Origin of the sequence: Dissulfurimicrobium sp. (assembly GCF_049968175.1) — a bacterium.
GTDB lineage: Bacteria > Desulfobacterota > Dissulfuribacteria > Dissulfuribacterales > Sh68 > Dissulfurimicrobium > Dissulfurimicrobium hydrothermale.
The window spans coordinates 1-23,740 of sequence record NZ_JBMFRG010000033.1; the positions used below are offsets into that span (position 1 = coordinate 1).

Here is a 23,740-nt window from a genome sequence, read left to right on the forward strand (position 1 = left end):
GTCGCCGACTGCCGTGTTGCGCTGCATCCTTCGTCACCGCGACGTACAAGAAAATACGCCTCATTCCTCAGGATCTGCGCGCCTTGCATTTACGATTTTTGCTTAGCCATCTCATATAATGACTTTTTACGAGATCATCAGTCTTAATTTTTAAAGGGGAAAAGGAGGGGCGTAAAGATGAGCCCGCTTAAGAACGATCTCAAGGCCTGCGTCCAGTGTCATGCGGAGAGCCCTGAGTGGCTGAGGCAGCAGGTCTTTAACATCCAGAACAGGACTGCATCTATGCTAAACAGGGCAGGGTACGAGACCGCAACCGTTGCCAAGCTCTTTGAGATGGCGAACAAGGCCCAGGCTGCTGGCAAGACCATCGATAGGCCGCCTATGTCAGGGCGATCTCATGGATACAATCTTTGCCGATATAACCGTCAGCGTCACTGAATTAAACCGCAACTCGCGGGCGTTTTCAAACAGGCCGGCGAACGCCTATCGCCATCTTGAACCACAACCGGCCAGAGGCCTACCGGTATCCCACTATGAGTGGCCTATGGCCTACATAGAAGACCTGGAGGATGCCAATCTGGTTCGTGAACGCGAAAACGGTCCGTTTGTCTAGGTCAGCTTGGATGACCTATAAGCTGCGTTTCCACGAACTGGCCGCTTGCGGAATGGGGAAAACTGGGAGGCAATCTCTATGCTTCTTGAAGATGGTGACCGCAATTTGACTCTGAATCCCCCCTCCTTGCGGGACCCGGAACTCGAATTTCCCTACTCTCCTTGCGGAAGGGGGCTGGAGTGAGGGGGTATGGGGCGAAAAGTTTGTATATGTGAAGCAGGCAAAGATTGCAGCCTGTTTTCCGCATAGACACCGGCAACCTGCCTGCAATATCCCAAAGATGTCAATAGCAGGCCTTTAAACACCCAGGGTCGCGGTCTCTCAAATCTTGGCATTGAAATTGCTTTTGATTCAATGCAAACAGACCGATGAAAGGCCGAACTGAAAATTTAAAAGCTAACGGAGGTTGATATGAGTATTGCAAGCACTACGTTGCAGGGTCTAATCAATAAACCGGCAGTCGCCACCACCTATATCCCTAACGGAGAAAAAAAAGCAACAGCCTTTGCCGACATCATGAAAACCATCTCAACACCTTCTGCACAGACCTCTTCTTCGTCTGCATCTGCATCCTCTGACCTCTATCAACAGCCAGGGGCCGCAGGCAACATCAACAACGATCCATCGCTCTTCGGCGGATACGGCAACACGAGGGAACACATCCTGAATTCGAACCTGGACGACGCCGCCAAACAGGCGCTGCTGGATCAATTAAATGCTTCAAACAGCCGGAAAGAATTTGACGCGGTTTTGCTTGGCGGCCACAGCAATTATCCGATGGATGTCGATGCGGCGATCGATGCCGCAATCGATGCGGGCATAAAACCCGGTTCGGCATACAATACCGATGACTATGCAAGATTTGCCGCCGCATACCAAAAATATTTTCCCCTGGAAGATCTGACCCCGCCGTCAGGTTATGAAACGCCGTTCTATTCATCAGCCACGCAACAGATAACAAATCCAAACGTAAGTGATTATTATCTACAGAACGCCGGAAGCGGCCCATGGAACGACAATTTGATGGCGATGTATAGAGAGATTATAGGCTAGACTATATGGGCGCCCAAAAATCCAATGATTTTTGTCTATAGCCAGCCGGCGCAGGATGCGCTGTAACCCCCCACCTGCCCCTTAATTGAGGGTGGCGAAGCGCATCGTTCGAGTGTGGACAGGTTTTTGCTCGCAACAGAGATCGGGCTTTTAATTCGTTCATATCGTCTCTTTGTATAGGCAGGAAGGAATTTTTGGATAAAGAATTTTCCAATTTGACCTCGTGGCGTCAGGCGTTTTTTGATGAACAAGAGAGGATATGGGTATGGAGATATTGGGTCTGATATTGGGATTGTTGACGCTTGGCGTAGTCATATTTGTTGCTTATAGTGGCGGCAAGCGTCATCGTTCGTTACATTAGTCAGCGCAGGATGCGCTGAGGGCATTCCACCTGTCCCTCTCCAAGAGGGGGAGAGGGACAAAGAGTCTTATAGATAATGAACATTATTAATTTTCATGAGGGGACACCATTATGGAGCCAGATAATGCAAGGCTTCCTGACGAATTAGCAAGGAACCCCTCCTGGGGGAAGATATAAGGCATGTGTTACATTCATCCCTGACAGATAAGCACAACATCCTTTTGCTCGTCGGCAGCCGCTCTGGCGCCTTCCGTACAGCTCTTGCCAAAGGCCACCCCAATCCCATCGACCCCCATGGCCTTGCCAATAATCGCAGCCCTGCGGCCTGCACGCCTGACATCTTCAACATCCACCACCTTGGAGACCTCCACTGCCAACACGACATCTCGCTGCATGCCTTCGAACAGTCGGCCGATGACCACGACATCCGCCAAAACGGCATCGGCGCGCATCTCTGCGGTAATCTTATGGGCATCAACGGCGTCGTCAAGCAATTCCGCCAACTTGTCGTGTGTAAGGGTGCGGCACCGGCGAATGATCTTGCCGAGATAGGCAGGGGCCTTTTCTCGGACACGGCGTTCCAGATCACTGCCCTGCAGATCTGCAACATCGATGTTGAGCCTTGCTACATTCTGTTTGAGAATAGCTACATCCTGCTCAATGACATCGACCTTTTTGACAAGCGGCTTGAACTCCTCTTCGCGGAAGCGATGGAACTCGGTTGCAAGCGGCTTGAACTCCTCTTCGCGGAAGCGAGAAAAGTCTTCGGGCAACCGCAAAAGTGCAGGGCTCAAGAGTTCCCTGCGCAAGGCCTCCCGCCACTTCTCGTTCGTACGAATGAGCTCATACAGATCATCAATAGTGCGGATCATATAACACGGCTCGGACTCGGATTTGGCAGGTTGCTCATTATCTTTTACATCATTTATAAGTACATCACTCATGGCGCCGCCCCCTTTCACACATAAAAGCTGGTTCACCGGTTAACCACTCCATACTTCAGCAACGAGCTCCAGCTTTGCTATCGTGGCCCAGCCCAAGCCGACAGTTTAATAGGTATCTCTTGATATTGTACTAAAAAATAAAAACAGTTTAAAATATAATAGCATTACAAGGGATTAGATGCAAGGCAAGGCGCGGATAGCGCGACCATTGGTCTCCGCGACCCTGCTCCTGGGCAGGGCATAGGTCCAAGGCGGTTGACACCCGACCGCCTGTCAATTATTCTACAGCCGTTTCAATCCCTGACAAGTCGCAAGATATCACTTCGGCAGACCGCTGAAGATCCACGGAGGCGATGCAATGTCTTCAAGATATATCTACAGCCATTTGCAAGGTCCGCGAGGCCTTTGCCGCATCATCTTCGTCTTTGTCATGTCTATCTTTACAATAACCAGTTGCTCAACAGTAGGAAGCTACAAAGAAATAACTGGCCTGAAGGCGGCACAGGGCCCGGCATCTTCTCATATAGACCATATAGAACTCACGACCGGAAAAGACCCATACGGGGTAGCAGTTGCCGACTTCAACGGCGACGGGATCAAGGACATAGCGGTGGTTTCGCATGCCCCTGGAGATCTCCGCATCTACTGGGGCAGACCCGGAAGGCGTTTCGATACAGGGCCTGTGTATGGAGAAGCGGAGGTTGGATATCACCCCGGGATCCCTGTCGCCTATGACTGGGATGGAGACGGGCACCCTGACCTAATCATCGCATGCGAGGGGCTGCACGAGGTCCAATTTTGGAAGAATATGGGCTCATCCTTCAAAAAAGAGGCAAGTTTCCCTGTGCCGTGCGACCCCGTAGGTATAGCGGTAGCCGACCTCGACGGCGACGGCAGACCGGATATAGTCCTTGCCCCTTATTCTGGCGACCGGATATTTATCCTCTGGAACAAAGGGGATAAAGGGGAATTCAAATTCGATATCCAGCAGATAGACGCAGGCGGCAGGAACCCGACCTATGTAAGTCTTGGCGACTGGAACGGCGACGGCAGACCGGATATCTTCTGGGCCATCTATGAAAATGATACCCTGTGGGTGGCTGTCAACAAAGGAGGACGCCGATTTGAAAGGCGTCTTCTGTACAAGGCCAAGCTAAACGGCCTTGCCAGATGGTCGCCGAGGAGCCTCTCGATGGTCAGGCTGAATGAAAAGGGCGAGGTGGCGGCCATTGCGCCGCTTGAGACAGGCAAGGGGGCGCTGGTTGTCTATGGCGACGGCAAGGGCAATGTCACACGCACCGCTGTCATACCTGCCCCCGTGTGGGGCTACAGCGGCATAGGCGTCATGGATGCAGCCGATGGGAGGCCTGCGTTGATAGGCCTTGGCGAGGAAGGGAAGGTGTTTGTCGTCAGCCCGAAGGACGACGGGACGTGGCTGAACAGCGGCCCGCTGCCTGCCGGAAGCCTCCCGCTTGATCTCCAATTTTATGACCTCGACGGCGACGGCGAGCCTGATCTGATATTCGTGAATTCAGCTGGCTCGACACTCGGCATAGACTATGGGCCGCTTATAGGGCATTGAAACTGAATGGTCCCCCTTTCTCCTGTTGTGATCACTATAAAGATGGAAAGGAGAAGGTGTGGCAGAAAGACCTCAAAATCAAAAGAGGGGGATTGAAGGGACTTGACCGGCCTCCCTGATGTCTGGAACAAAGATACGCCGCCTCCGGGCATAGACTACATCGGGAAGGATGTAAGATGGGCCGAAACCGTTACATGCTATCGTCTAGGTACCACCCAGGGCCGCGGCATATCGATCGGCGAAGGCTCGGTGATCTTTGAATATGTGCGCCTGGTAACCGGTGACCTCCTGTTGAACCTGAATGCCGACATAAAGATAGGGAACCAGGTATGGATAAATACCGGCGCCTATATTTCAGGCGAAGGCGGGCTCTATATCGGAGATAAGGTCTTGATAGGCCCTGGGGCCAAGCTCTTGAGTGCCGGCCATGTGATCGACGGCCCGCCTCAGGCTGTCATAGACCACGGTCTTACCTACGGCGCGATCCATATCGGCGACGGGGCATGGATTGGGGCAGGTGCATGCATACTTCAGGGTAGAAACATCGGCGAAGGTGCTGTGGTCGGCGCAGGTGCGGTCATCACCAAAGATGTTGACCCGTTTTCAATAGTGGCAGGCAACCCGGCCCGATTCATAAGGTGGCGCAAAGGCTTTGAACCGAAGACGTCCCTTCTGAAACGTATATTAAAGGCTCGATCCCTGATTTTCTGATAAAATCCAAAATGAAGGAGGCAACCATGCAGGAATGTATATCAAAGACATTGCCCACCGGCGTATATGTAGTGACAGCAAGGGCCGGAGACAGGATAAACGGCATGACTGCGGCATGGGCAAGCCAGGTATCGTTTAAACCGCCGCTCATCGCCGTATCCATAGCGGAACAACGCTTCACCTACGGACTTATTAAAGAATCTGGGCGGTTTTGTATAAACGCCATGGCCGAAGACGGACTCGAGCTTTCAAAGCACTTCGGCTTCAAGAGCGGCAGATCGGTCGACAAATTTCAGGGGATAGATTACACGCTTACCACCAGCGGCCTCCCGGTCTTGTCAAAGGCCTTTGCCTACATGGAATGCAATGTGGTAAATTCCTTCGAGACCGGGGATCATACCCTTTTCATCGGTTCTGTATCCGAATGCGTGGTGACGAGGGAAGACGCAACGCCCCTTATCTTTGTCTGGGATGACTTCTTTGGCAAAAAGAAATAGGGACGGCAAGACTGAAAGGAGGCTTGAGATTGAAAAAGAAAGATGCCGGATACGGTGCCGGGGCCAGCGATGCGGTTAAGGCGCTTGCTGCAGCAGGGCTCGATCAGATAACCGACATCGTCCCCGCCCGGATGATCGACTTCGCATCGGAGCATATCCGCGGGATACTGGTGGGTGTATGCGCCGTGATATTGGTCCTGGCCGTCTGGGCCGGCTATGCGACCTACAAAGGGCGTGAAGAGGCCAAGGCCTCGCTCCTCTTGGCAGATGCAATCTCCGAACCTACATATGAAAAGGCGGCCGAACTGCTCGATGAACTTGTACAAAAACACGGCCATACCCAGGCCTCTAAGGAGGCTGTACTCATACTGGCCGGTATATATAAAGACATGGGCAAGACGGATCAGGCGATAGAGGCATTCTCCAAGGCCAAGGGACAATTTCCCAAAGACAGTGCCCTGTTCGCCGCTTCCTCGCTTGGCTTAGGGTATTTAAATGAAGAAAAACACATGTTTGGGCAGGCAAAAAAGGAATTTGCAGCAGCAGGCCGCAACAAGGCCTTTTCGGCCATCGCTACCCTTGACCTCGCCAGGGTATCAGCCGCATCAGGCGACAGGGATGGGGCGCTTGAGGCCTACGACAAATACCTCTCGCTTACAAAAGAGCCGACCCAGCTGGATTTTGTGCGCTATAAGGTGATGGAACTCTCCGGGGAAGGCATAGCGCCAAAGATAAAGGAGACGCCGAGGCACTGAACTGAACCGCCGGGCCTGCCCTGCCCGGCAGACAAACCTCCCCTCGCGGCCGGGCTCTACAGCCCGGCAGGGTATTCCTTCGGCTGAATCAGGCCCTCCCCTTCGGATACGAACCCAGCCATTCAAGAAACGTACACCCGCCCTTCATCGCGTCGATCCCTTCCCTGACCTCCGGGTCATTGATGTGTCCTGTGATATCCACGTAAAAGAGATACCTCCATGGCTCGCTCTTAACCGGCCTGGACTGTATCTTTGTGAGGTTTATCTCCCGCACGGCAAGCGGTTCAAGGAGGTGCATAAGGGAACCAGGCCTGTCTTCAAGACCTAAGAGAAGGGATGTCTTGTCGTCGCCTGTAGGCCCTGGACACCCATGCCCCAGCACCAGGAATCTGGTAGTGTTGCCGGCAAAGTCCTCAATGCGCCTTGCTATGACCTGGAGATTATATATTTGGGCGGCGAGCGGGCTTGCGATCGCTGCGACCGATGGGTCAACAGCAGCCCATCTTGCAGCCTGGGCCGTGCTTACCACCTCCTCGATCGCAACGGCAGGGAGGTTCTTTTGAAGCCACATTCTGCACTGGGCAACCGCATGCGGGTGAGAGAGTATCTTTTTTATCCGATCGATCCTGCCGCTCTGGTTCATGAGGTCGTGCGATATCGGAAGATAGATCTCACCGCATACCTTCACCTTGAATTCGCAGAATCCGTCCAGGGTAAGGGCTACTGTACCCTCGATGGAGTTTTCGACAGGGACCACACCGAAGTCAATCCGCTCCCTTTCCACCTCCTCGAATACGCCCGTTATCGTATCAGAGGCAATAAATAACGGCGCATGACCGAAGAACCTGGTTGCCGCCATATGTGTAAACGTGGCCTCAGGCCCCAAAAAACCTATCTTCAACGGCATCTGGGCGTTTCTGCAGGCCGAGATTATCTCTCTAAAGATCACCTTGAGGCCGCTGGACGGAAAGACACCGCCGTTTCCCTGCAAGATATTCTCCATCACCGCCTGCTCACGGCCTACATCAAAGGCATCCAGACCGGCCTCGGCCTTCTCTTTGCCGATCTCGCAGGCGATTGCCATACGTTCCTTGAGGAGGGAGACTATTTCTCTGTCTATCTCGTCTATCCTCTTTCTGAGCCCATCGAGCCTCTGAAGCAGAATATCACCCATTGCAATAAACATCCGCCTTGATCACACCCGATCCTTTTAACCCTCAAGCATCTGCCTTATCAAAACAAGCCCGGCCCTGATCTCTGAAATGACGGTCTCATATTTCATCTTTCCGCAGTCGTGCGAAAAGAGCTCGGCCTGCACCGGAACAGCCCTCCCCTCTTCTGATAACTGCTTCTTCGCCCCAGCTATAGTGAAGCCCTTTTCATAAAGGAGTTCTTTTATACGACCGATCAATTCGATATCTTCAGGCCGGTAGAGCCTCTGTCTCGCCACCCTGTGGGGGCGTATCTGCCGAAACTCCCCCTCCCAGTAACGCAGCACATGTGCATCAACGCCGGTCAACCTGCTGACATCCCCAATCCGGTAGTATTTCTTCCCCTTTTTCTCCATTTACCATCGCCTTTAATATCCTGCTCGGGCGAAAGGTCACGCCCCGCCTCGGAGGTATCTCAACCAACCTCCTATCGATGGGATTTACCCATGTCCGCCCGGCCCTTTCAACAGGACAAAAGACGCCGAATCTTGCTATCTTTAACCGATCGCCGTTACCTAGCGCAAGACCCATCTCAAACAAAAGCCTGTCTATCAGTCTCCGGCTGACACGGATCGAAAAACCGAATTCCTGACTTATGCGTCTCGCCAGGTCGCGTCTCGTAAGCGCACCCATCTATCCCCTTAACGCCCCGCCGAATCTCTTTAAAAGCGCCTCGACAAACCCACCGTTGACCCTCGAGACCTCTTCTTCAGAGAGCGTGCGATCTTCAGCCCTGTATCTCAAACGCAGACCTATGCCCTTTGAACCCTTAGGGATCGGACTTCCGGTATAGACGTCGAAGACCTCGATATCCTCGAGGAACATCGGCCTGTTGCCCTGAACAAACTCGAGGATATCCTTTAAAACTACATGATCGGGCATGACCAACGCCACATCCCTCTCCATTGAAGGAAACCTCGGGAGAGGTTTGAACCTCACCCCAGGTGAAGTGGCGCGGCCCATGGCTTCAAGCGAGAGATCGAAGGCGAACAACGGCCCGTCTATGTCCCAGGCGGCGAGGACCTTCGGAGATATCTCACCGAACGTGCCGAGCAGCCCTCCGTTTGAATCGACTACCCTTGCCGATGCACCGGCCAGATAAAATGGATCGCCTGGGGTCCCCAGGATGAGGGACCACCCGTTGATCATGAGACCGCGAAGCAGCTCCTCCATGATACCCTTGAGGTCAAAAACATCGGCCCGCTCTCTGCCCCAGGCCCACGAAGGACAATGTCTCGCGCCGACCCATACCGCCGCCACCCTCTGCTCCTGCCGCGAGAGCACGTCTTGACCTGTCCCATGATAAAATACAGCGCCCGCCTCAAACAGCTTGACATCCATATTTCTGCGCGCCTGATTCCTAGCTGCGGCGCCAAGGAGGGACGGGATGAGGCTGGTACGCATGACCGAAAGGTCTTCACTGATCGGATTTTGAAGCCTTACCGGTCTCAGGCGCGGATCGCCCCCCTCAAGGCCGAGCCGCTCTATGTCGCCTGGGGATATGAAGCTGTAGGAGATGGCCTCGCACATCCCCTGCGAGACCAATATCTCCTTGGCCTTGTCGATTAAATCCTTTTCAGGACTGGTTGCCGGGGAACAAGCTATGATACCAGCGCAAGGGACCTCGGCCTCGATATTGTCGTAACCGTAAAGCCTTGCGACCTCTTCGATAAGGTCCGTCTCCTCGATGAGATCGAGACGATACGAAGGGACCGAAAACCCCATCGCGCTGACATCCTTCATGCCGTCAATCCTGGCTAAGCCCAAGGATTCAAGTATGGCAGCGATGTGCTCGGCCTCTATCTCGACGCCGAGAAGCCGCTTCACCCGCTCAGGCCTGATCCGTATCACGCGCGCCTCGAAGGGCCGAGGATAGACGTCCCTGACCCCACCCGCCTTGACCGGGCTGCCGCTTGGTGAGGCAAGGTCCGATATCAGGTCGACCGCCCGCTTCAGCGCAGTCATAACCCCCTCTATGTCGGTCCCACGCTCAAACCTGTAGGAGGCCTCGGTGTATATCTTGAGCGCCTTGGCCGTGCGTCTCACCTGAGAGGGCTCAAACCATGCACTTTCGAGAAGTATCCTGGACGTCTCAGGCCTTACCTCAGTCTCAGCCCCGCCCATGATCCCGGCAACCGCCACAGGCCTCTCTTCGTCTGCGATGACCAACATCCCCGCGGAAAGCGGTCTATCCTTTCCGTCAAGGGTCTTGATCGCCTCTCCGGCCCTTGCCGACCTCACAACTATGGCCGGACCCCTAAGCCTGTCCAGGTCAAAGGCGTGAAGGGGCTGGCCCAGCTCAAGAAGCACATAGTTTGTTGCGTCAACCACATTGTTTACAGGTCTTATCCCGCATGCCTCGAGGCGCCTCTTGAGCCAATCCGGCGATGGACCGATACGCACATCTTCAAGCACACAAGCTGCATATCTTGCACAGTGATCAACCGCCTCAATAGTTACGGGAACGGATACCGAGGTCTCAAGTGCACCCGGCGCGCCATCAGTCAGACAAACACTCGGGCCGAATATCAAAGGAAGTCCGTATATAGCCGAGATCTCCCTTGCAATGCCAAGGACACTCAGACAGTCGGGACGATTCGGGGTTATGCTGATATCAATGACAAAATCATCCGGACCAAACGGCTCTATAGACTCGATCTCAAGCCCGGTAAGTGTCAGATCCCGGCCAAGCCTTTCGACCCCGCAATCAAACGGCACAAACTCCTTAAGCCACGATGTAAGGATACGCATAGCCCTTCAGCTCAAAACTGATTGAGAAACCTGAGGTCGTTTTCATAAAACAAGCGGATGTCGTCTATGCCGTATTTGAGCATCGCCACCCGTTCCACCCCCAGACCAAATGCAAAACCGGTACACTCTTCTGCATCATAACCCACCTTTCTGAAGACGTTGGGATGCACCATGCCCGCACCTAGTATCTCAAGCCAACCGGTTTGGGAACAGACACGGCAGCCACCGCCGCTACACATGACGCATTGGATATCCACCTCGGCACTCGGCTCCGTAAAAGGGAAAAAACTAGGTCTGAAGCGCACAGGTATATCGCCGAACATATCGTGTAAAAAATGGGTCAACACACCTTTAAGGCCTGCGAATGTCACGCCCTTGTCCACCATGAGCCCCTCCACTTGATGAAACATCGGGGTATGGGTTACATCGGAATCGCAGCGATAGACCTTGCCAGGGGCGATTATTCTTAAGGGGGGGCTGCGCCTTTCCATGGTACGGACCTGTATGGGCGATGTATGGGTGCGCAGCAGCACCTTCTCATTCACATAGAAGGTATCCTGCATGTCACGTGCAGGGTGGTCTACTGGGATATTTAAGGCCTCGAAATTATAAAAATCAAGTTCGATCTCTGGACCGGTCTCCACGGAAAAACCCATGCGCATAAAGATCGAGGCGATCTCCTCCATCACCTGCGTAATCGGGTGCAGCCTGGCCAAAGGACGCCTCCTGCCAGGCAATGTAAGATCAAGGCCGGATACCCTGGATGTGGACCCACCGGCGCCAAGGGAGTCCCTCCTTTTAGATATCTCGTTTTCCAGTTCGTCCTTGATGGTATTGGCAAGCTGACCGATCCTTGGACGTTCCTCGGGAGATATGGCGCCCAGGCCCCTCAAAACCGCAGTAAGTTCTCCCTTGCGGCCGATGAACTCGACACGCAATCTATCAAGCTCCTGGATGCTCGAGGCATTGCCTATTGCATCCAAGGCCCTTGCCCTGATCCTCTTCAAATGATCTATCATTTCGTCTTCATGATTTACTAAAGGCCGAACATTGATGGCGTCGCAAAAAAGTCGCCCACTGCCCTGTTGCGCTGCATCCTTCGTCACTGCGGCGTACAGTAAGGTACGCCTCATTCCTCAGGATTTTCGCGCCTTACATTTACGATTTTTGCTTAGCCATCTCATATAATGACTTTTTATGAGATCATCAATATTGCATGCCTTAAAAAACCAGGCCACAGGTCACAGCGCCACACCGCTCGTAGTCACGGCGGGCAACCTCTGCTCGGCCTGTCTCCGGTCTTCCAGATCACCTGCCAGATCTGTACGCCAGGGATCCGAAACCGGGTGGATCAAGCCCCACCGTCACATGCTTCCTTGTCAAGCGGCCTTAGCTTTGTCGGCCAATGCAGAAAAGGCCGCCGGATCGGTGACGGCCAAGTTGGCAAGCATCTTTCTATCTATATCGATCTTGGCCTTTTTAAGACCATCGATGAAACGGCTGTAGGAAAGGCCGTTTTGTCTGCATGCGGCGTTCACCCTGACTATCCAAAGCCCACGGTAGAGACGTTTCTTGACCTTTCTATCACGAAATGCATAGCTCAGGCCTTTTTCAACGGTCTCCTTGGCCTGTTTGAAACAACGATGTCTGGCCCCCATATAGCCCTTGGCCATATTTAATATCTTTTTACGGCGGCGGCGGGCCTTGAAGCCCCTTTTAACCCTTGGCATATCTAAAACTCCTGATTTTTATATAATGACTTCTTTACGAGACCATCAAGATTGATGACTCATCAAAAAAACAACCGTGTTGTTGCATCGCCTACAGATATGGCATCATACGCCTGTAAGTGCTGACCATGCCATCTGACAGCGCTATCTCTTTCTTGAGATTTCTTTTCCTCTTGCGCGACTTGTGTGTCAGGAGATGGCTCTTGCCCGCCCTGTACGACATCAGCTTGCCAGTACTGGTTGCCCTGAACCGCTTTGCAGCGGAACGTCTTGTCTTGATCTTTATCATTCATCTCTCCTTATGGCTATTCTAAAAAAACTCTCAATCCCTCTTGGGGGCCAGGATTATATGCAACGTAGGTCCTTCAACACTTGGTGCCCCCTCGCTCACCGCTACATCCGAAAGCTCTTCAGTTATCTTGGAAAGAATGGCCAAACCTAGATGTCTGTGCACTATCTCCCTCCCTCTAAAACGCACGGAAAGCTTCACCTTGTTACCTTCCTTCAAAAACTCCCTTATATGCCTCTTTTTTACCTCCATGTCGTGGGTATCCGTCCTAGGGCGAAGCTTTATCTCTTTTATCTGGACATGGACCTGCTTCTTCTTTGCCTCTTGAATCTTCTTGCTCTGCTCATATCTGTACTTGCCGTAATCCATTATACGACAGACGGGCGGCTTGGCCCCCGGTGCAACCTCCACCAGATCAAGCCCTATGCTCATCGCCCTATCGAGCGCATCTTCTACTGGCATTATACCCAACTGCTCCCCGTCGACCCCTATAAGACGGACCTCTGAGGCCCTGATCATCTGGTTTATATTGGTTGAATTTTCTTTTGCTATACTACACCTCCTATTAGAAGACCTATATCTCCTACTGTTAGTACTTTTTATAACTTTATCGCCCAAAAATAACAAGGCGGTCGGCGACAAAATAAAAAGGGCAGGACGCAAACCGCCAATGCCTAGTCTGTGTCAGGCCGTCTCTGCCTTGCAGCATCGGCAAACGCGGTGCCGCATTCCTTTACGAGCAACGCCATAAAATCATCGAGCTCCATGGCAGGCAAGGTCTCCCCTGACCTTAACCTTGGGCTCACGACCTTGTTCTCAATCTCTTTGTCGCCGATAACCAGCATATAAGGGACCTTCATGAGCTGTGCCTCGCGGATCTTTTTGCCGAGCTTCTCGTTCCTGAGATCGATCTCCACTCTGAAACCGGTCCCCTTTAGCCTATCGGCGACGGACCGAGCCCAGGCATCGGCCCTGTCTGTTACGGTCAATACGACAACCTGTACAGGCGAAAGCCAGAGAGGAAACGCCCCTGCATAGTGTTCAATCAAAACCCCGAAAAACCGTTCGATCGAGCCCATGAGCGCCCTATGGATCATGATCGGGGTCTTGGGCTGACCGTCTTCCCCCATAAAACACATGCCGAACCTCTCCGGGAGATTGAAATCAACCTGGATGGTGGAGCACTGCCATGATCGGTCGAGACAATCCTTGATCTTGATATCTATCTTCGGGCCGTAAAATACACCCTCCCCGGGATCTATCTCATAGGAAAGCCCCTGCGCCTTCAAGGCGTCTTTGAGCGCACTGGTCGCCCGCTCCCAATTCTCTTCGGAACCAACATATTTTTCAGGCCTGGTTGAGACATAGACGTCATACCGGTCGAAACCGAAGACGCGAAGGACATAGAGGGTCATATCAAGTATCTCGCGTATCTCACCCTGAAGCTGATCGGCACGGCAAAAGATATGGGCATCGTCCTGAGTGAAGCCACGTACCCTCATAAGGCCATGGAGTGTACCGGCCCGTTCGTAGCGGTATACCGTGCCGAGCTCGCACCACCTCAAAGGAAATTCGCGGTAACTACGTCTCCTTGAGTTGTAGACGGCTATGTGAAATGGACAGTTCATGGGCTTGATCTGATATGCCACGCCGTCTATTTCCATCGGCGCATACATGCTGTCCCTGTAAAAATCGAGATGGCCGCTTGTCTTCCAGAGGTCGCGCCTTGCTATGTGGGGTGTATAGAGGAGACTATAGCCGCGCCGCATGTGCTCGTCGCGCCAGAAGTCCTCTATGGCCTTTCGTACTGCGGCGCCTCTAGGATGCCAAAGGATGAGCCCTGGGCCGATCTCTTCGTCGACCGAAAAGAGCCCGAGTTCCTTTCCAAGATACCTGTGATCACGCCTCTTGGCCTCTTCAACACGTTCAAGATATGCCTCTAGCTCCTTTTGGTCGAAAAAGGCCGTACCATAGATGCGTTGGAGCATGGGCCTCTTTTCGTCTCCCTTCCAGTAGGCCCCCGCAAGACCCGTAAGCTTAAAGGCAGATATGCACCCAGTATGCGGAAGATGCGGCCCGCGACAAAGGTCTAGAAAACCGTCCTGACCGTAGAGTGAAACGGATTCAACACCCTGCGCCTCAAGTTCATCCAAAAGCTCAAGTTTGAACACCTCACCCAAGGCAAGGAATTGCGCCCTAGCCTCAGACAATGAGACCTCGCGCCTTTCTACAGGAAGGGCCCGGCTCACGATCTCGCGCATCCTGGCCTCTATCTTATCCAGATCATCCGGAGTAAAACCCCTCTCATATCCGAAGTCATAATAAAAACCATTTGCTATTGCAGGGCCTATTGCGATCCTTGTCCCAGGGAAAAGCTCTTTGACCGCCTGCGCCATGACATGGGCGGTAGTATGGCGCAGGACGTGAAGGACATCATCTCCCTCAAGGAAAACGGCCTCTATGCTGCAATCGTCAGTCAAGGAGACGGAGAGATCTCTGAGCACCCCATCAATCCTTACGAGCACGGCCTTTTCTGCCTCCCTGTCACCCAAGACTTGCTCGAGGACCTCTCCTGCCGCGATACCTTTTAAGACTTCAATTACGGTCTTGTCTGGGAGCGTGATCTTTATGAGGTCGAATCGACTGTTTTCCATTGATGGCATTAAGGTTGGATTATTTAAGTGGTAGGCACGGGCGGGATTGAACCGCCGACTTCTACCGTGTCAAGGTAGCGCTCTCCCACTGAGCTACGCGCCTTTAACCAAATTCCCTCCAACGATGGTTTTGATAACAGGATTGACGGGTTGTGTCAAGGCGCAGCATGCAATCTTAAGGTCTTTTAATAAAAATGAATCGCCGTTATTGCTTTTAAGCAACCGACTAATTAAGTTCAGACCTAACATATATAATCTAAAATCCTTAAGACAAAATTGCAAAGACACCTCTTCATCACAAGGGAATTTTTTTATGTCGCCTTTTATCTGGCTGCGCTGGGTGCAGCGATAGGGCTCTTGCAATTCCTCTCGCCAGCCTTGTCATATGCTGACAACAACATTGCGCCCAGGGTATCAGACCTGGCAGTTGCTAACACAAAGAGGTATCTACTCGCATATTTCTCGCTCAAGAACGGCCTTACCTATGAAATAGCCGCCGCTATCCAGAGCGGTATACCAATAAAATACACCTACGAGATAGAATTAAACGAGCCAAGGCTGCTTATAGACAAGACCCTATTCCATGGATATATCTCAAGGACCTTAAGCTATGACGCCCTTCGCGGCGAATACACCATCACGCTTGGTCCTAAAAATCCAAGGGCGGTCAGCGTAAAGAGCAGGGCTGAGGCGCTGTCGATGATGTTCGAGATAAACGGCACCCCTCTCGTGCCGGTTTCAAGACTGAGGCGTGGAGTCACATATAGACTCAGCGTGCGCGCGGCGGCTGAAAAGGTCGAATCTAACATCCAGTTTCCAGGCCTTATGAATATATTTTCCCCGTGGGACCTCAAGACCGATTGGAATGAAATCTACTTTACCTACTAGTGAAATAAAAAGGCGAAGGCGCGAACGTCTGTTCATACTAGCCGCCGGTGTCTTGATGGCGGTCCTGTCGATCCTCGAATACTACCTGATATCCAGACCGGCCTCATTCCCGACGCCCACCGGCAGCAACATTATAATCTTCGCGGTCATAAACCTTAACATAATATTGGTATTGCTGCTTGTATTCCTCATAGTCAGGCAACTTGTAAAGGTAATCTTTGAGGATAAAAAGAGACTCCTCGGCGCCAAGCTCAGGAAAAAACTTGTGCTCGCCTTCATATTTCTCTCCCTGCTTCCCACCTTGATGCTGTTCTTTGCATCGTTCCAATTTTTAAGGACAAGTCTTACCTATTGGTTTGACATAAAAGTCGAACGCGCCTTAGACAATGCCCTTACGGTCGGTCAGACATACTACCAAGACAGGGTGGCCCAGCTCGAACAGTCGGCACAGACTATTTCGCTGGCCGTAAGCCTAAGGTGCATAAAAGACAGCGCCATTGATATGGCATGTGCGGAGGAGATGCTCACCCCGCATCCGCTGTTGCCCAATGGGTCTTTAACAAAGATGTGCAGCCCTATAAATTCAATAGAGATATTCAGCCCCAGCCTCAAGGCGCAGCTCACAAGGACATGGCTGCCGCTTGCAGGACCGCCGCCTCGGATACCGTCTTCGAATCTTGCGAAGGCCCTTAATGAGGGTGGCCTGGTGGTTCAAAACGACAATCTACAAAACGGCTCTCTTATAAGGGTGCTTTGCCCGCTCAAAGGCCCGAACGGTCCGGCACTTGCTGTCATCGCAGTCGGCAATCTCATACCGAGCGACATAAACGGGCTCCTCGATGGGATCAAGATGGGCTATGAAGACTATCATCAGCTCCTCCTCTACCAAAATCCGATAAAGGCGACGCTGCTTCTCGCCCTCTTTCTGATAACCCTCCTCATCATTTTCGTATCCATCTGGCTGGGCTTTCGCATCGCCAAGGGCATAACGGAACCCGTGCAGATGCTGGCCGAGGCTACACACAGGATCGCGCAAGGCGACCTGGATTTTAGTCTTGAGACCCATGGAAGGGACGAACTGAGCTCGCTTGTCCGTGCATTTAATACAATGACACAAGATCTTAAGGAGGCTAGACGCAGGGCGGAAAACGCCTCGAGACAACTGAAAAAGAGCTATTACGAGATCGAGCAACGCCGCCGCTACATAGAGATCATACTCCAGAATGTGGCCGCCGGGGTCATTTCAATCGACAGGAACGGGATCGTCACCACAATGAACAGGTCTGCAGAGGCCATATTAAAGCTCAAGGCGGATGAGATCGTAGGCATGCCTTATCATAAACTACTGGACAAGGACCAGGTGAATGAATTCGAGGCCATCAGAAGGGAGATCGCCTCAACCGGCAAGGGGACGCTTCAGCGCCCGATGCGCATACAGGTAAAGGACAGGTATCTCTCTCTCATCGTAAGTTTTACAGTCCTGAGAGACCAAGACGGCATGTCGCATGGCGTGGTGATCGTATTCGACGACCTTACGGAGCTGGAAAAGATCCAGAGGCTCGCTGCATGGCGCGAGGTGGCGAGACGTATAGCACATGAGGTGAAAAACCCGCTCACACCTATCCAGCTCTCGGCCCAGCGACTCAGAAAAAAATATATGGAAGGCCTGGATAAAGAGGCAAGGGAGGTCTTTGACGCCTGCACGAATACCATCATAAAACAGGCTGATGAATTAAAAAGGCTGGTAAATGAGTTTTCAAACTTTGCGCGGATGCCGACTATTAGGCCAAGAGCAGTCAGGCTGGACGCGCTTGCCGAGGAGGTCGTAGCCCTTTATCGTGAAGCGCATCCGGCTATAGCTTTTACATTAAAGCGCCCTGATATAATGCCTGAGGCCGTGCTGGATCCGGATCAAATCAAGAGAGCGATCATAAACCTCCTCGATAACGCAGTAGCCTCAATGCCCGATGGTGGCTCGGTGGAAGTAGGCGTCTTTTTTGACTCGGAAAAGAGGGAGGTGGGTGTCTGGGTGGCCGACACTGGTACAGGCATCACCCCTGAAGACAGAGAGCGCATTTTCGAACCATATTTTTCAAAAAAAAGGGGGGGTACTGGACTCGGCCTTGCTATTGTCAATTCGATCGTCATGGACCATAATGGTCGAATTAAAGTAGAAGATAATGTCCCGTATGGGACAAGGTTTACACTGATCTTTCCTCAACAACAGTCCATTGGTGGCCATGCTCAAGAAAAAAATACTGATAACCGATGACGAACAGACCATCATTGAGACGGTGCAGGGGATCCTCGAAGACGAGGGTTTTGATGTCAAATCGGCACTCAATGGGGAGGCCGCCCTTGCCGCTATAGCGGACGACCTGCCGGATCTCGTCCTCCTCGACATCTGGATGCCAGGCATGGACGGACTCCATGTGTTAAAAAAGATCAAAGATGACTGGCCGTTTCTGCCAGTCATAATAATGTCAGGTCATGGCAATATAGAGACGGCCGTAAAGGCCACAAAGCTCGGCGCATATGATTTCATAGAAAAACCTCTTTCTTATGAACAGCTTGTCCTCACTATCAGAAACGCCCTTAATTACAAGGAGTTGCAGGAAGAAAACGTATTGCTGCGACAAAAGACCGATTTATCTAGGGAACTTGTCGGTCAGAGCCAGGCCATGCAGAAACTTAAGGAACAGATAGCTGTCGTCGGTCCTACGGATGCCTGGGTACTCATTCAGGGGGAAAACGGCACCGGCAAGGAACTAGTTGCGCAGACGATCCATAGACTGAGCAAAAGGGGGCGCAAGCCACTCGTCGAGGTGAACTGCGCGGCAATACCTGAAGAACTCATTGAAAGTGAGCTCTTCGGACATGAAAAGGGGGCGTTTACAGGGGCGACATCCATGAAGCAGGGCAAATTCGACCTTGCGAACGGTGGGACGCTCTTTCTGGACGAGATAGGCGACATGAGCCTCAAAACCCAGGCAAAGGTCCTGAGGATACTCCAAGAACAGAGGTTCGAACGGGTCGGCGGCGCAAAGACCATCCAGGTGGATGTGCGCATCATAGCAGCCACAAACAAAGACCTGGAGAAGGAGATAGAGGCCGGAAACTTCCGTGAAGACCTATATTACCGCTTGAACGTCATACCGATTGAGGTACCACCGTTGAGGGAACGCAAGGAAGATATCCATCTCCTCTTGAACGTCTTTTTGCAAGAATTTGCCCAAAAGGCTGCAAAGGGCCATAAAAAAGTTGCGCCCGATGTAATAGAGGCACTGAAAAGACACGACTGGCCTGGAAATGTGAGGGAACTCAAAAACCTTGCGGAAAGACTGGTAATACTCTCAAAGGGATCTGAAATCACCTTGGAAGACCTGCCGCTTTCATATCAAAAGGGCCTTAAAGACGAACGGGCGTCGGCAGGGTCATCAGACTACGGCGTCAGGCCATGGCTTTCCTGTGACAGCTTCCGCGACGCCAAGGCGATGTTCGAACGGGAATATTTGGCGCAAAAATTGGCCGAACATGGAGGCAATATAACCAAAACTGCAGAGGCTATAGGGCTGGAAAGGAGGCATTTGCATAGGAAAATCGCACAATTGGGACTAAGCGGCGAATAGTATCCAATACGTCTACACCGTAGGCGGACCCTTCCAGCCATGCTCCTCTCCACGCAGAAGCCGCCTTATATTTTCCTTGTGCTTCCACCAGATAAGGACGGCCATGGCCCATGCCATAAGTTCGACCGGACCGCTTGGACAGAAAAAATGTACACCGGCTGGTGCAATAGCGGCTGCAGCCAGAGACCCAGCCGATACAAACCCCGTCACCCTTGCCACAATCAAGAAAATGGCGGCTGCCACACAAAGGGCTGACGGACAGACTGCCAGTAAGACACCTGCGGACGTCGCCACGCCCTTGCCACCGCGGAATCCAAGAAAGAGCGGATAGCAATGGCCGATCACCGCCCCAAGCCCCGTAAGCGCCAGGATGCCCGGATCAGATAGACCGGAACCGACCAGCCTGAGCAATACGATCGGCAAAAACCCTTTGGCCAGATCAGCCAGCAAGGTCAGGAAACCGGCACTCTTGCCCATAACCCTCATTACGTTGGTTGCACCTATATTGCCGCTCCCGCTCCCCCTTAGATCCACCCCCTTGATCCTTGCAAACAAGAGGCCGAACGGGATAGACCCAGCAAGGTACGCAAGAACCGGCCAAAAAAAATTGTTCGACATAACCATCTATCCTATCGCACGACCTGAATTGTAGAATTATGAAAGCATCACGACAATCGCTTCTTGTATAAAGACTGTCTAAAATAAAATCAAGGATGGATAATAGACATTCCTGTAAAATAAGGCGGTACATCCATTGAAAACAACCCACCTATATGATACTAACGGTCATTAGGTTATGATGACTCGGCCATGCCCACTTAAATTGATTTGCATCCTGTTGATTTGCATCCTGTCCGGGGTCAAATCTGTATCCGCAGACGGTCTGGATGCATCGCACGAACCGCCGCATCAGGCTGGAGGACAACCGTCCCCTGGGCACCCCCATCTTGATGGACCAGCCGAACCCCCCAAAGGCGTCGAGCCATGGCATATAGAGGCGGAGAAACTCACGTTCTATCAATCAACAGACGCCATCCTCGGAGAAGGGGCGGTCAACATCAGGCACGGCGAATTGAAGATATCGGCCGACAGGATCCTCTACGACACACGAAAAGGAAAGGTCTGGGCCAACGGGGCGGTTGTAATGGATATGGATCAAGGGGTCTTTAGGGGCGAGGAAGGGGAATTCGATCTGAAGACCTCAACCGGTACCATGAAAGGGGCGCATCTCTTCCTCAAGAGAAATAATGTCCATCTAGTGGCGAAACAGCTCTGGAAGACAGGGGCCGAGGAATACAGGGCTAAGGATGCGGTCATAAGTACATGCCCACTTCCGAAACAGGCATGGAGCTTCCGATGCAGCGATTTAAGACTTACCATCACAGGCCAGGCAGTCGCCAAGGATGCAAGGTTCAATATAGAAAACGTGCCGGTACTCTATTCCCCCTGGATATCCATCCCGATTAACAGATACAGAAAATCCGGCTTCCTGCTGCCCTATTTCGCCAATTCGAGCAGAAACGGCGCAGAGATCGACGTCCCTTATTTCTGGGCCATAAACGACAGCATGGACGCGACCTTTTACCAAGACCTGATGAGCAACAGGGGCTGGATGGAGGGAGTTGAATTCCGACACGTCTTTTCTCCTGAATCAAGGGGAATTATACGCTATAATCACCTGAGCGACAACCTGAAGGATAATGACTACAATAACGACGGCCAGATAAGAAGGAATTCTGAAAGATGGTGGCTCAGAGGCAAGATCGATCAGGAGCTGCCATTGGGCTTTAAAGCCAAGGTCGATATAGACCTGGTCAGCGACAGGGATTACCTCCAGGAATTTAACGGGGGGCCGATGGGTTTTGATCAGACCAACAGGACGTTCCTAAAAAACTTCGGTCGTTCCATGGCCGACATAACAGACACCATAAGGCCATCGAGTCTCCAGATCACAAGAAACGGCGAGGACAGCTTTGTAGGGGGCGAGATGCGTTACAATCAGAACCTCGTCACCGGGGAGCAATCCACCACTGTTCAGACACTGCCCAAGCTCGTTTTCCACGGTTTTGACGTCCCCCTTGCCAACACACGGCTCTACTACAACTGGGACGTCTCGTATGTAAACTATTGGCGTGACTCCGACACAAAAGAACAGCGTATAAACCTTGAACCGACCACATCCCTGCCTTTCAAGCTCAAAGGCTGGCTGAACGGTCTGGCCTCTTTTTCAGTCCAGGAGACCATGTATACGTCTAGCGGTTCCACGCAAAATATACGCCCAAAAGATACCAAGAACCGTGGTCTTTACACATTCAATACGCAGGTGAGCACAAATCTAGCAAGGATATTTGATATGGGCGACGGCCTTTCGCTGCGTCATACCATACGTCCCAAGCTCGCATATACATACAGACCCACTATAGATCAAACGCACATCCCATTCATCGACAACCTGGACCGCCTTGATCCGCTAAATAGATTTACGTGGTCGGTACTCTCCTTCCTGAGCAGCAAAAAACCGCTTGGCAAAGACAGATATGCCTTTTCGGACCTAATAAGATTCTATGTCGAACAAAGCTACGACACGCACGGCATCCCGCCGGGTCCGCTTGAGGTACAAAACTACAGCTACGACATCTTTAACCGCAACACCCTCATACCCAAACCCATAGACACCAACCACAAGTTTTCAGATATCTACGGAGAGATTGACTGCTGGCCTATCCCTTACTGGTACATCCGTTACGACACCACATACAACCTCTATGGCGACGGCTTTACAAGCTATAATCTCTGGACCGGCGTCTCAAAGCATGAAGGCGAGGATCTGGCGCTCAGTTACCGCTATAACCGCATCGAAAAGATAAACTCACTTGATATAAATGCCATGTTCCCCATTACGGCGGCCTGGAGGGCGACATACAGGACTTCGTGGTCAGTGCAGAATGGAAATGAGGTCGAATCCGTCTATGGTCTAAGATATCAGGCAAGCTGCTGGGCGATTACATGTAGTTACAAAAAAAATAAAGATGAAAACGTCTTCGGCTTCAACCTCGAGCTCCTGGGCATAGGCGGCTGGAGCGGAGACTAAGACGATGCCCTCATGACGATAACTATGTCCTTGCCATGAACGTCTTGAAGAAGGCGCACCCTTTTTTGCCTCGCCAGCTCAAGAAGCGAAATAAAGATACAAACCGCCGTCTTTCTGTCGCCGTCTGTTAAGAGGTCACAAAAACTTACCCTGCCCGTACTAGAAACAAGACCCAATACACACCCCATCGTCTGGACAAGGTCACACCTAGCCTCTTCAATCTCAACTACCCTTGGTAGCCTTCTATTTTTTATGACCGACCTGAATGCCGAGACCAGATCAAGCAAATCCACATCCTCGTGCCGCGGAACACAGCCGGCGTTGCCTTTCGAAAGCGCTGGGAGATCGCTCTCTGTCGCCTGGCTTTCTGTATCTGCATCTCTGATGAAGACATCCCTGCCCAAAAGCTCCCTTGCATCAAGCGCCTGTGCAAGCCGGCGTATCTCGACAAGCCCTTTCAAGGGCCTTACTATCTCAGACCTTGGGTCATCTTCGGCGCCGCAAGCGCCTAATGTCGGGGCAGGGAGAAGCATCTTGGACTTTATCTGAAGCAAGGTTGCGGCCATCACAAGGTATTCGCCTGCAACAACCAGATCAAGGGCCTGCATGAACTCCAGATATTCAAGATACTGGGCCGTGACCAGGGCAATGGGTATGTCGGCTATATCGAGCTTGTTCTTGTTTATAAGATATAAAAGGAGGTCAAGAGGCCCCTCAAAGACCTCAAGTCTTACCTGGCACTGGGGCTCCAAATTGCGCTTCGCACCTCTTCCATGGTCTCTACGGCGACACGCCTTGCCTTGCCTGCGCCCTGCTCAAGGACAGAGGCCACAAGGCCAGGCTCAGAGGACATGGTGGCCCGGCGTTCTTGAATAGGGGCGAGATAATCAATCAAGGCCTCTGCGAGTTCCTTTTTACATGCGACACACCCAAGGCGCGCGGCTCTACAGTCCTCTACGATCTCTCTTATACGGTCATCGG

22 protein-coding genes, 1 tRNA gene and 2 pseudogenes are annotated in these 23,740 nt (G+C 52.1%); 11 read left to right on the forward strand and 14 right to left on the reverse strand.

The features are described from left to right. Positions 1-177: 177 nt before the first annotated feature. The 3 genes and pseudogenes from ACP5SG_RS05690 to ACP5SG_RS05700 all read left to right on the forward strand — a co-directional run. A pseudogene (locus ACP5SG_RS05690) lies at positions 178-375 on the forward strand (ammonia-forming cytochrome c nitrite reductase subunit c552); the annotation flags it as partial. Between the two features lie 22 nt (positions 376-397). Continuing rightward, positions 398-613 carry a prevent-host-death protein gene (locus ACP5SG_RS05695; protein ID WP_330873298.1) on the forward strand — a complete coding sequence of 72 codons (216 nt, stop codon included), beginning with the start codon at positions 398-400 and terminating at the stop codon, positions 611-613. 411 nt (positions 614-1,024) lie between these two features. Beyond that, positions 1,025-1,666, forward strand: a complete 642-nt coding sequence (locus tag ACP5SG_RS05700) for a hypothetical protein (RefSeq protein WP_428122780.1) — start codon at positions 1,025-1,027, stop codon at positions 1,664-1,666. A 552-nt stretch (positions 1,667-2,218) separates the two neighbouring features. On the opposite strand, the gene ACP5SG_RS05705 is transcribed toward ACP5SG_RS05700, so the two are convergent. Then, positions 2,219-2,971: a hypothetical protein gene (locus ACP5SG_RS05705; protein ID WP_424661241.1), complete on the reverse strand. Its 753-nt coding sequence runs from the start codon at positions 2,969-2,971 to the stop codon at positions 2,219-2,221. Between the two features lie 358 nt (positions 2,972-3,329). On the opposite strand from ACP5SG_RS05705, the gene ACP5SG_RS05710 reads away from it, so the two are divergent. The 4 genes from ACP5SG_RS05710 (at position 3,330) to ACP5SG_RS05725 (ending at position 6,516) form a co-directional block, all read left to right on the forward strand. Next, a complete protein-coding gene (locus tag ACP5SG_RS05710; protein ID WP_428122784.1) occupies positions 3,330-4,553 on the forward strand; it encodes an FG-GAP repeat domain-containing protein in 1,224 nt (407 codons plus the stop codon). A gap of 102 nt (positions 4,554-4,655) precedes the next feature. Continuing rightward, positions 4,656-5,264 carry an acyltransferase gene (locus tag ACP5SG_RS05715; protein ID WP_424661239.1) on the forward strand — a complete coding sequence of 203 codons (609 nt, stop codon included), beginning with the start codon at positions 4,656-4,658 and terminating at the stop codon, positions 5,262-5,264. Between the two features lie 26 nt (positions 5,265-5,290). After that, positions 5,291-5,761, forward strand: a complete 471-nt coding sequence (locus tag ACP5SG_RS05720; protein ID WP_424661238.1) for a flavin reductase family protein — start codon at positions 5,291-5,293, stop codon at positions 5,759-5,761. A 29-nt stretch (positions 5,762-5,790) separates the two neighbouring features. Continuing rightward, the gene (locus ACP5SG_RS05725) at positions 5,791-6,516 is read left to right on the forward strand and encodes a YfgM family protein (RefSeq protein ID WP_424661237.1); all 726 of its coding nucleotides are present in this window, start codon (positions 5,791-5,793) and stop codon (positions 6,514-6,516) included. A gap of 88 nt (positions 6,517-6,604) precedes the next feature. On the opposite strand, the gene pheA is transcribed toward ACP5SG_RS05725, so the two are convergent. The 10 genes from pheA to ACP5SG_RS05775 form a co-directional block, all read right to left on the reverse strand. Further along, on the reverse strand, positions 6,605-7,690 hold the full coding sequence (gene pheA, locus ACP5SG_RS05730; RefSeq protein WP_428122790.1) for a prephenate dehydratase: 1,086 nt from the start codon (positions 7,688-7,690) through the stop codon (positions 6,605-6,607). A gap of 36 nt (positions 7,691-7,726) precedes the next feature. Continuing rightward, complete coding sequence (locus ACP5SG_RS05735; protein ID WP_237888742.1) at positions 7,727-8,083, reverse strand: MerR family transcriptional regulator; 357 nt, start codon at positions 8,081-8,083, stop codon at positions 7,727-7,729. Continuing rightward, complete coding sequence (locus ACP5SG_RS05740; RefSeq protein WP_237888741.1) at positions 8,022-8,360, reverse strand: HU family DNA-binding protein; 339 nt, start codon at positions 8,358-8,360, stop codon at positions 8,022-8,024. The genes ACP5SG_RS05735 and ACP5SG_RS05740 overlap by 62 nt, the downstream gene beginning before the upstream one ends. Continuing rightward, positions 8,361-10,478 (reverse strand): phenylalanine--tRNA ligase subunit beta, encoded by a 2,118-nt coding sequence (gene pheT / locus ACP5SG_RS05745; protein WP_424661236.1) that lies wholly within the window; start codon positions 10,476-10,478, stop codon positions 8,361-8,363. 11 nt (positions 10,479-10,489) lie between these two features. Next, on the reverse strand, positions 10,490-11,497 hold the full coding sequence (pheS, locus tag ACP5SG_RS05750; RefSeq protein ID WP_237889968.1) for a phenylalanine--tRNA ligase subunit alpha: 1,008 nt from the start codon (positions 11,495-11,497) through the stop codon (positions 10,490-10,492). Between the two features lie 360 nt (positions 11,498-11,857). Further along, the gene (gene rplT, locus ACP5SG_RS05755; RefSeq protein ID WP_237888739.1) at positions 11,858-12,208 is read right to left on the reverse strand and encodes a 50S ribosomal protein L20; all 351 of its coding nucleotides are present in this window, start codon (positions 12,206-12,208) and stop codon (positions 11,858-11,860) included. Positions 12,209-12,299: 91 nt separating this feature from the next. Beyond that, on the reverse strand, positions 12,300-12,497 hold the full coding sequence (gene rpmI, locus ACP5SG_RS05760) for a 50S ribosomal protein L35 (RefSeq protein ID WP_237888738.1): 198 nt from the start codon (positions 12,495-12,497) through the stop codon (positions 12,300-12,302). Positions 12,498-12,530: 33 nt separating this feature from the next. After that, a complete protein-coding gene (infC, locus tag ACP5SG_RS05765; protein ID WP_428122818.1) occupies positions 12,531-13,049 on the reverse strand; it encodes a translation initiation factor IF-3 in 519 nt (172 codons plus the stop codon). Between the two features lie 122 nt (positions 13,050-13,171). Beyond that, a complete protein-coding gene (thrS, locus tag ACP5SG_RS05770; protein WP_428122800.1) occupies positions 13,172-15,160 on the reverse strand; it encodes a threonine--tRNA ligase in 1,989 nt (662 codons plus the stop codon). Between the two features lie 19 nt (positions 15,161-15,179). Continuing rightward, a tRNA-Val gene (locus tag ACP5SG_RS05775) sits at positions 15,180-15,254 on the reverse strand. Between the two features lie 173 nt (positions 15,255-15,427). On the opposite strand from ACP5SG_RS05775, the gene ACP5SG_RS05780 reads away from it, so the two are divergent. Genes ACP5SG_RS05780 through ACP5SG_RS05790 form a run of 3 tightly spaced genes read left to right on the forward strand, consistent with a single transcriptional unit; the run spans position 15,428 to position 19,668 of the window. Beyond that, positions 15,428-16,039, forward strand: a complete 612-nt coding sequence (locus ACP5SG_RS05780; RefSeq protein WP_428122803.1) for a DUF4390 domain-containing protein — start codon at positions 15,428-15,430, stop codon at positions 16,037-16,039. Continuing rightward, positions 16,017-18,311, forward strand: coding sequence for a sensor histidine kinase (locus ACP5SG_RS05785; protein ID WP_424661235.1), 2,295 nt, complete (start codon positions 16,017-16,019; stop codon positions 18,309-18,311). The genes ACP5SG_RS05780 and ACP5SG_RS05785 overlap by 23 nt, the downstream gene beginning before the upstream one ends. After that, complete coding sequence (locus tag ACP5SG_RS05790) at positions 18,280-19,668, forward strand: sigma-54-dependent transcriptional regulator (RefSeq protein WP_237888734.1); 1,389 nt, start codon at positions 18,280-18,282, stop codon at positions 19,666-19,668. The genes ACP5SG_RS05785 and ACP5SG_RS05790 overlap by 32 nt, the downstream gene beginning before the upstream one ends. Before the next feature lie 12 nt (positions 19,669-19,680). Here the strand turns inward: ACP5SG_RS05790 and plsY are convergent, their stop codons facing one another. Next, a complete protein-coding gene (gene plsY / locus ACP5SG_RS05795; protein WP_428122808.1) occupies positions 19,681-20,286 on the reverse strand; it encodes a glycerol-3-phosphate 1-O-acyltransferase PlsY in 606 nt (201 codons plus the stop codon). A 220-nt stretch (positions 20,287-20,506) separates the two neighbouring features. Here plsY and ACP5SG_RS05800 point away from each other — a divergent pair, with 220 nt between their 5' ends. Further along, the gene (locus ACP5SG_RS05800; protein ID WP_428122811.1) at positions 20,507-22,759 is read left to right on the forward strand and encodes an LPS-assembly protein LptD; all 2,253 of its coding nucleotides are present in this window, start codon (positions 20,507-20,509) and stop codon (positions 22,757-22,759) included. On the opposite strand, the gene ACP5SG_RS05805 is transcribed toward ACP5SG_RS05800, so the two are convergent. Beyond that, the gene (locus tag ACP5SG_RS05805; RefSeq protein WP_237888731.1) at positions 22,756-23,511 is read right to left on the reverse strand and encodes a segregation and condensation protein A; all 756 of its coding nucleotides are present in this window, start codon (positions 23,509-23,511) and stop codon (positions 22,756-22,758) included. The two genes, ACP5SG_RS05800 and ACP5SG_RS05805, sit on opposite strands and share 4 nt — an antisense overlap. Beyond that, positions 23,490-23,740: pseudogene (locus ACP5SG_RS05810) on the reverse strand (tryptophan--tRNA ligase); the annotation flags it as partial. The gene ACP5SG_RS05805 and the pseudogene ACP5SG_RS05810, both read right to left, overlap by 22 nt.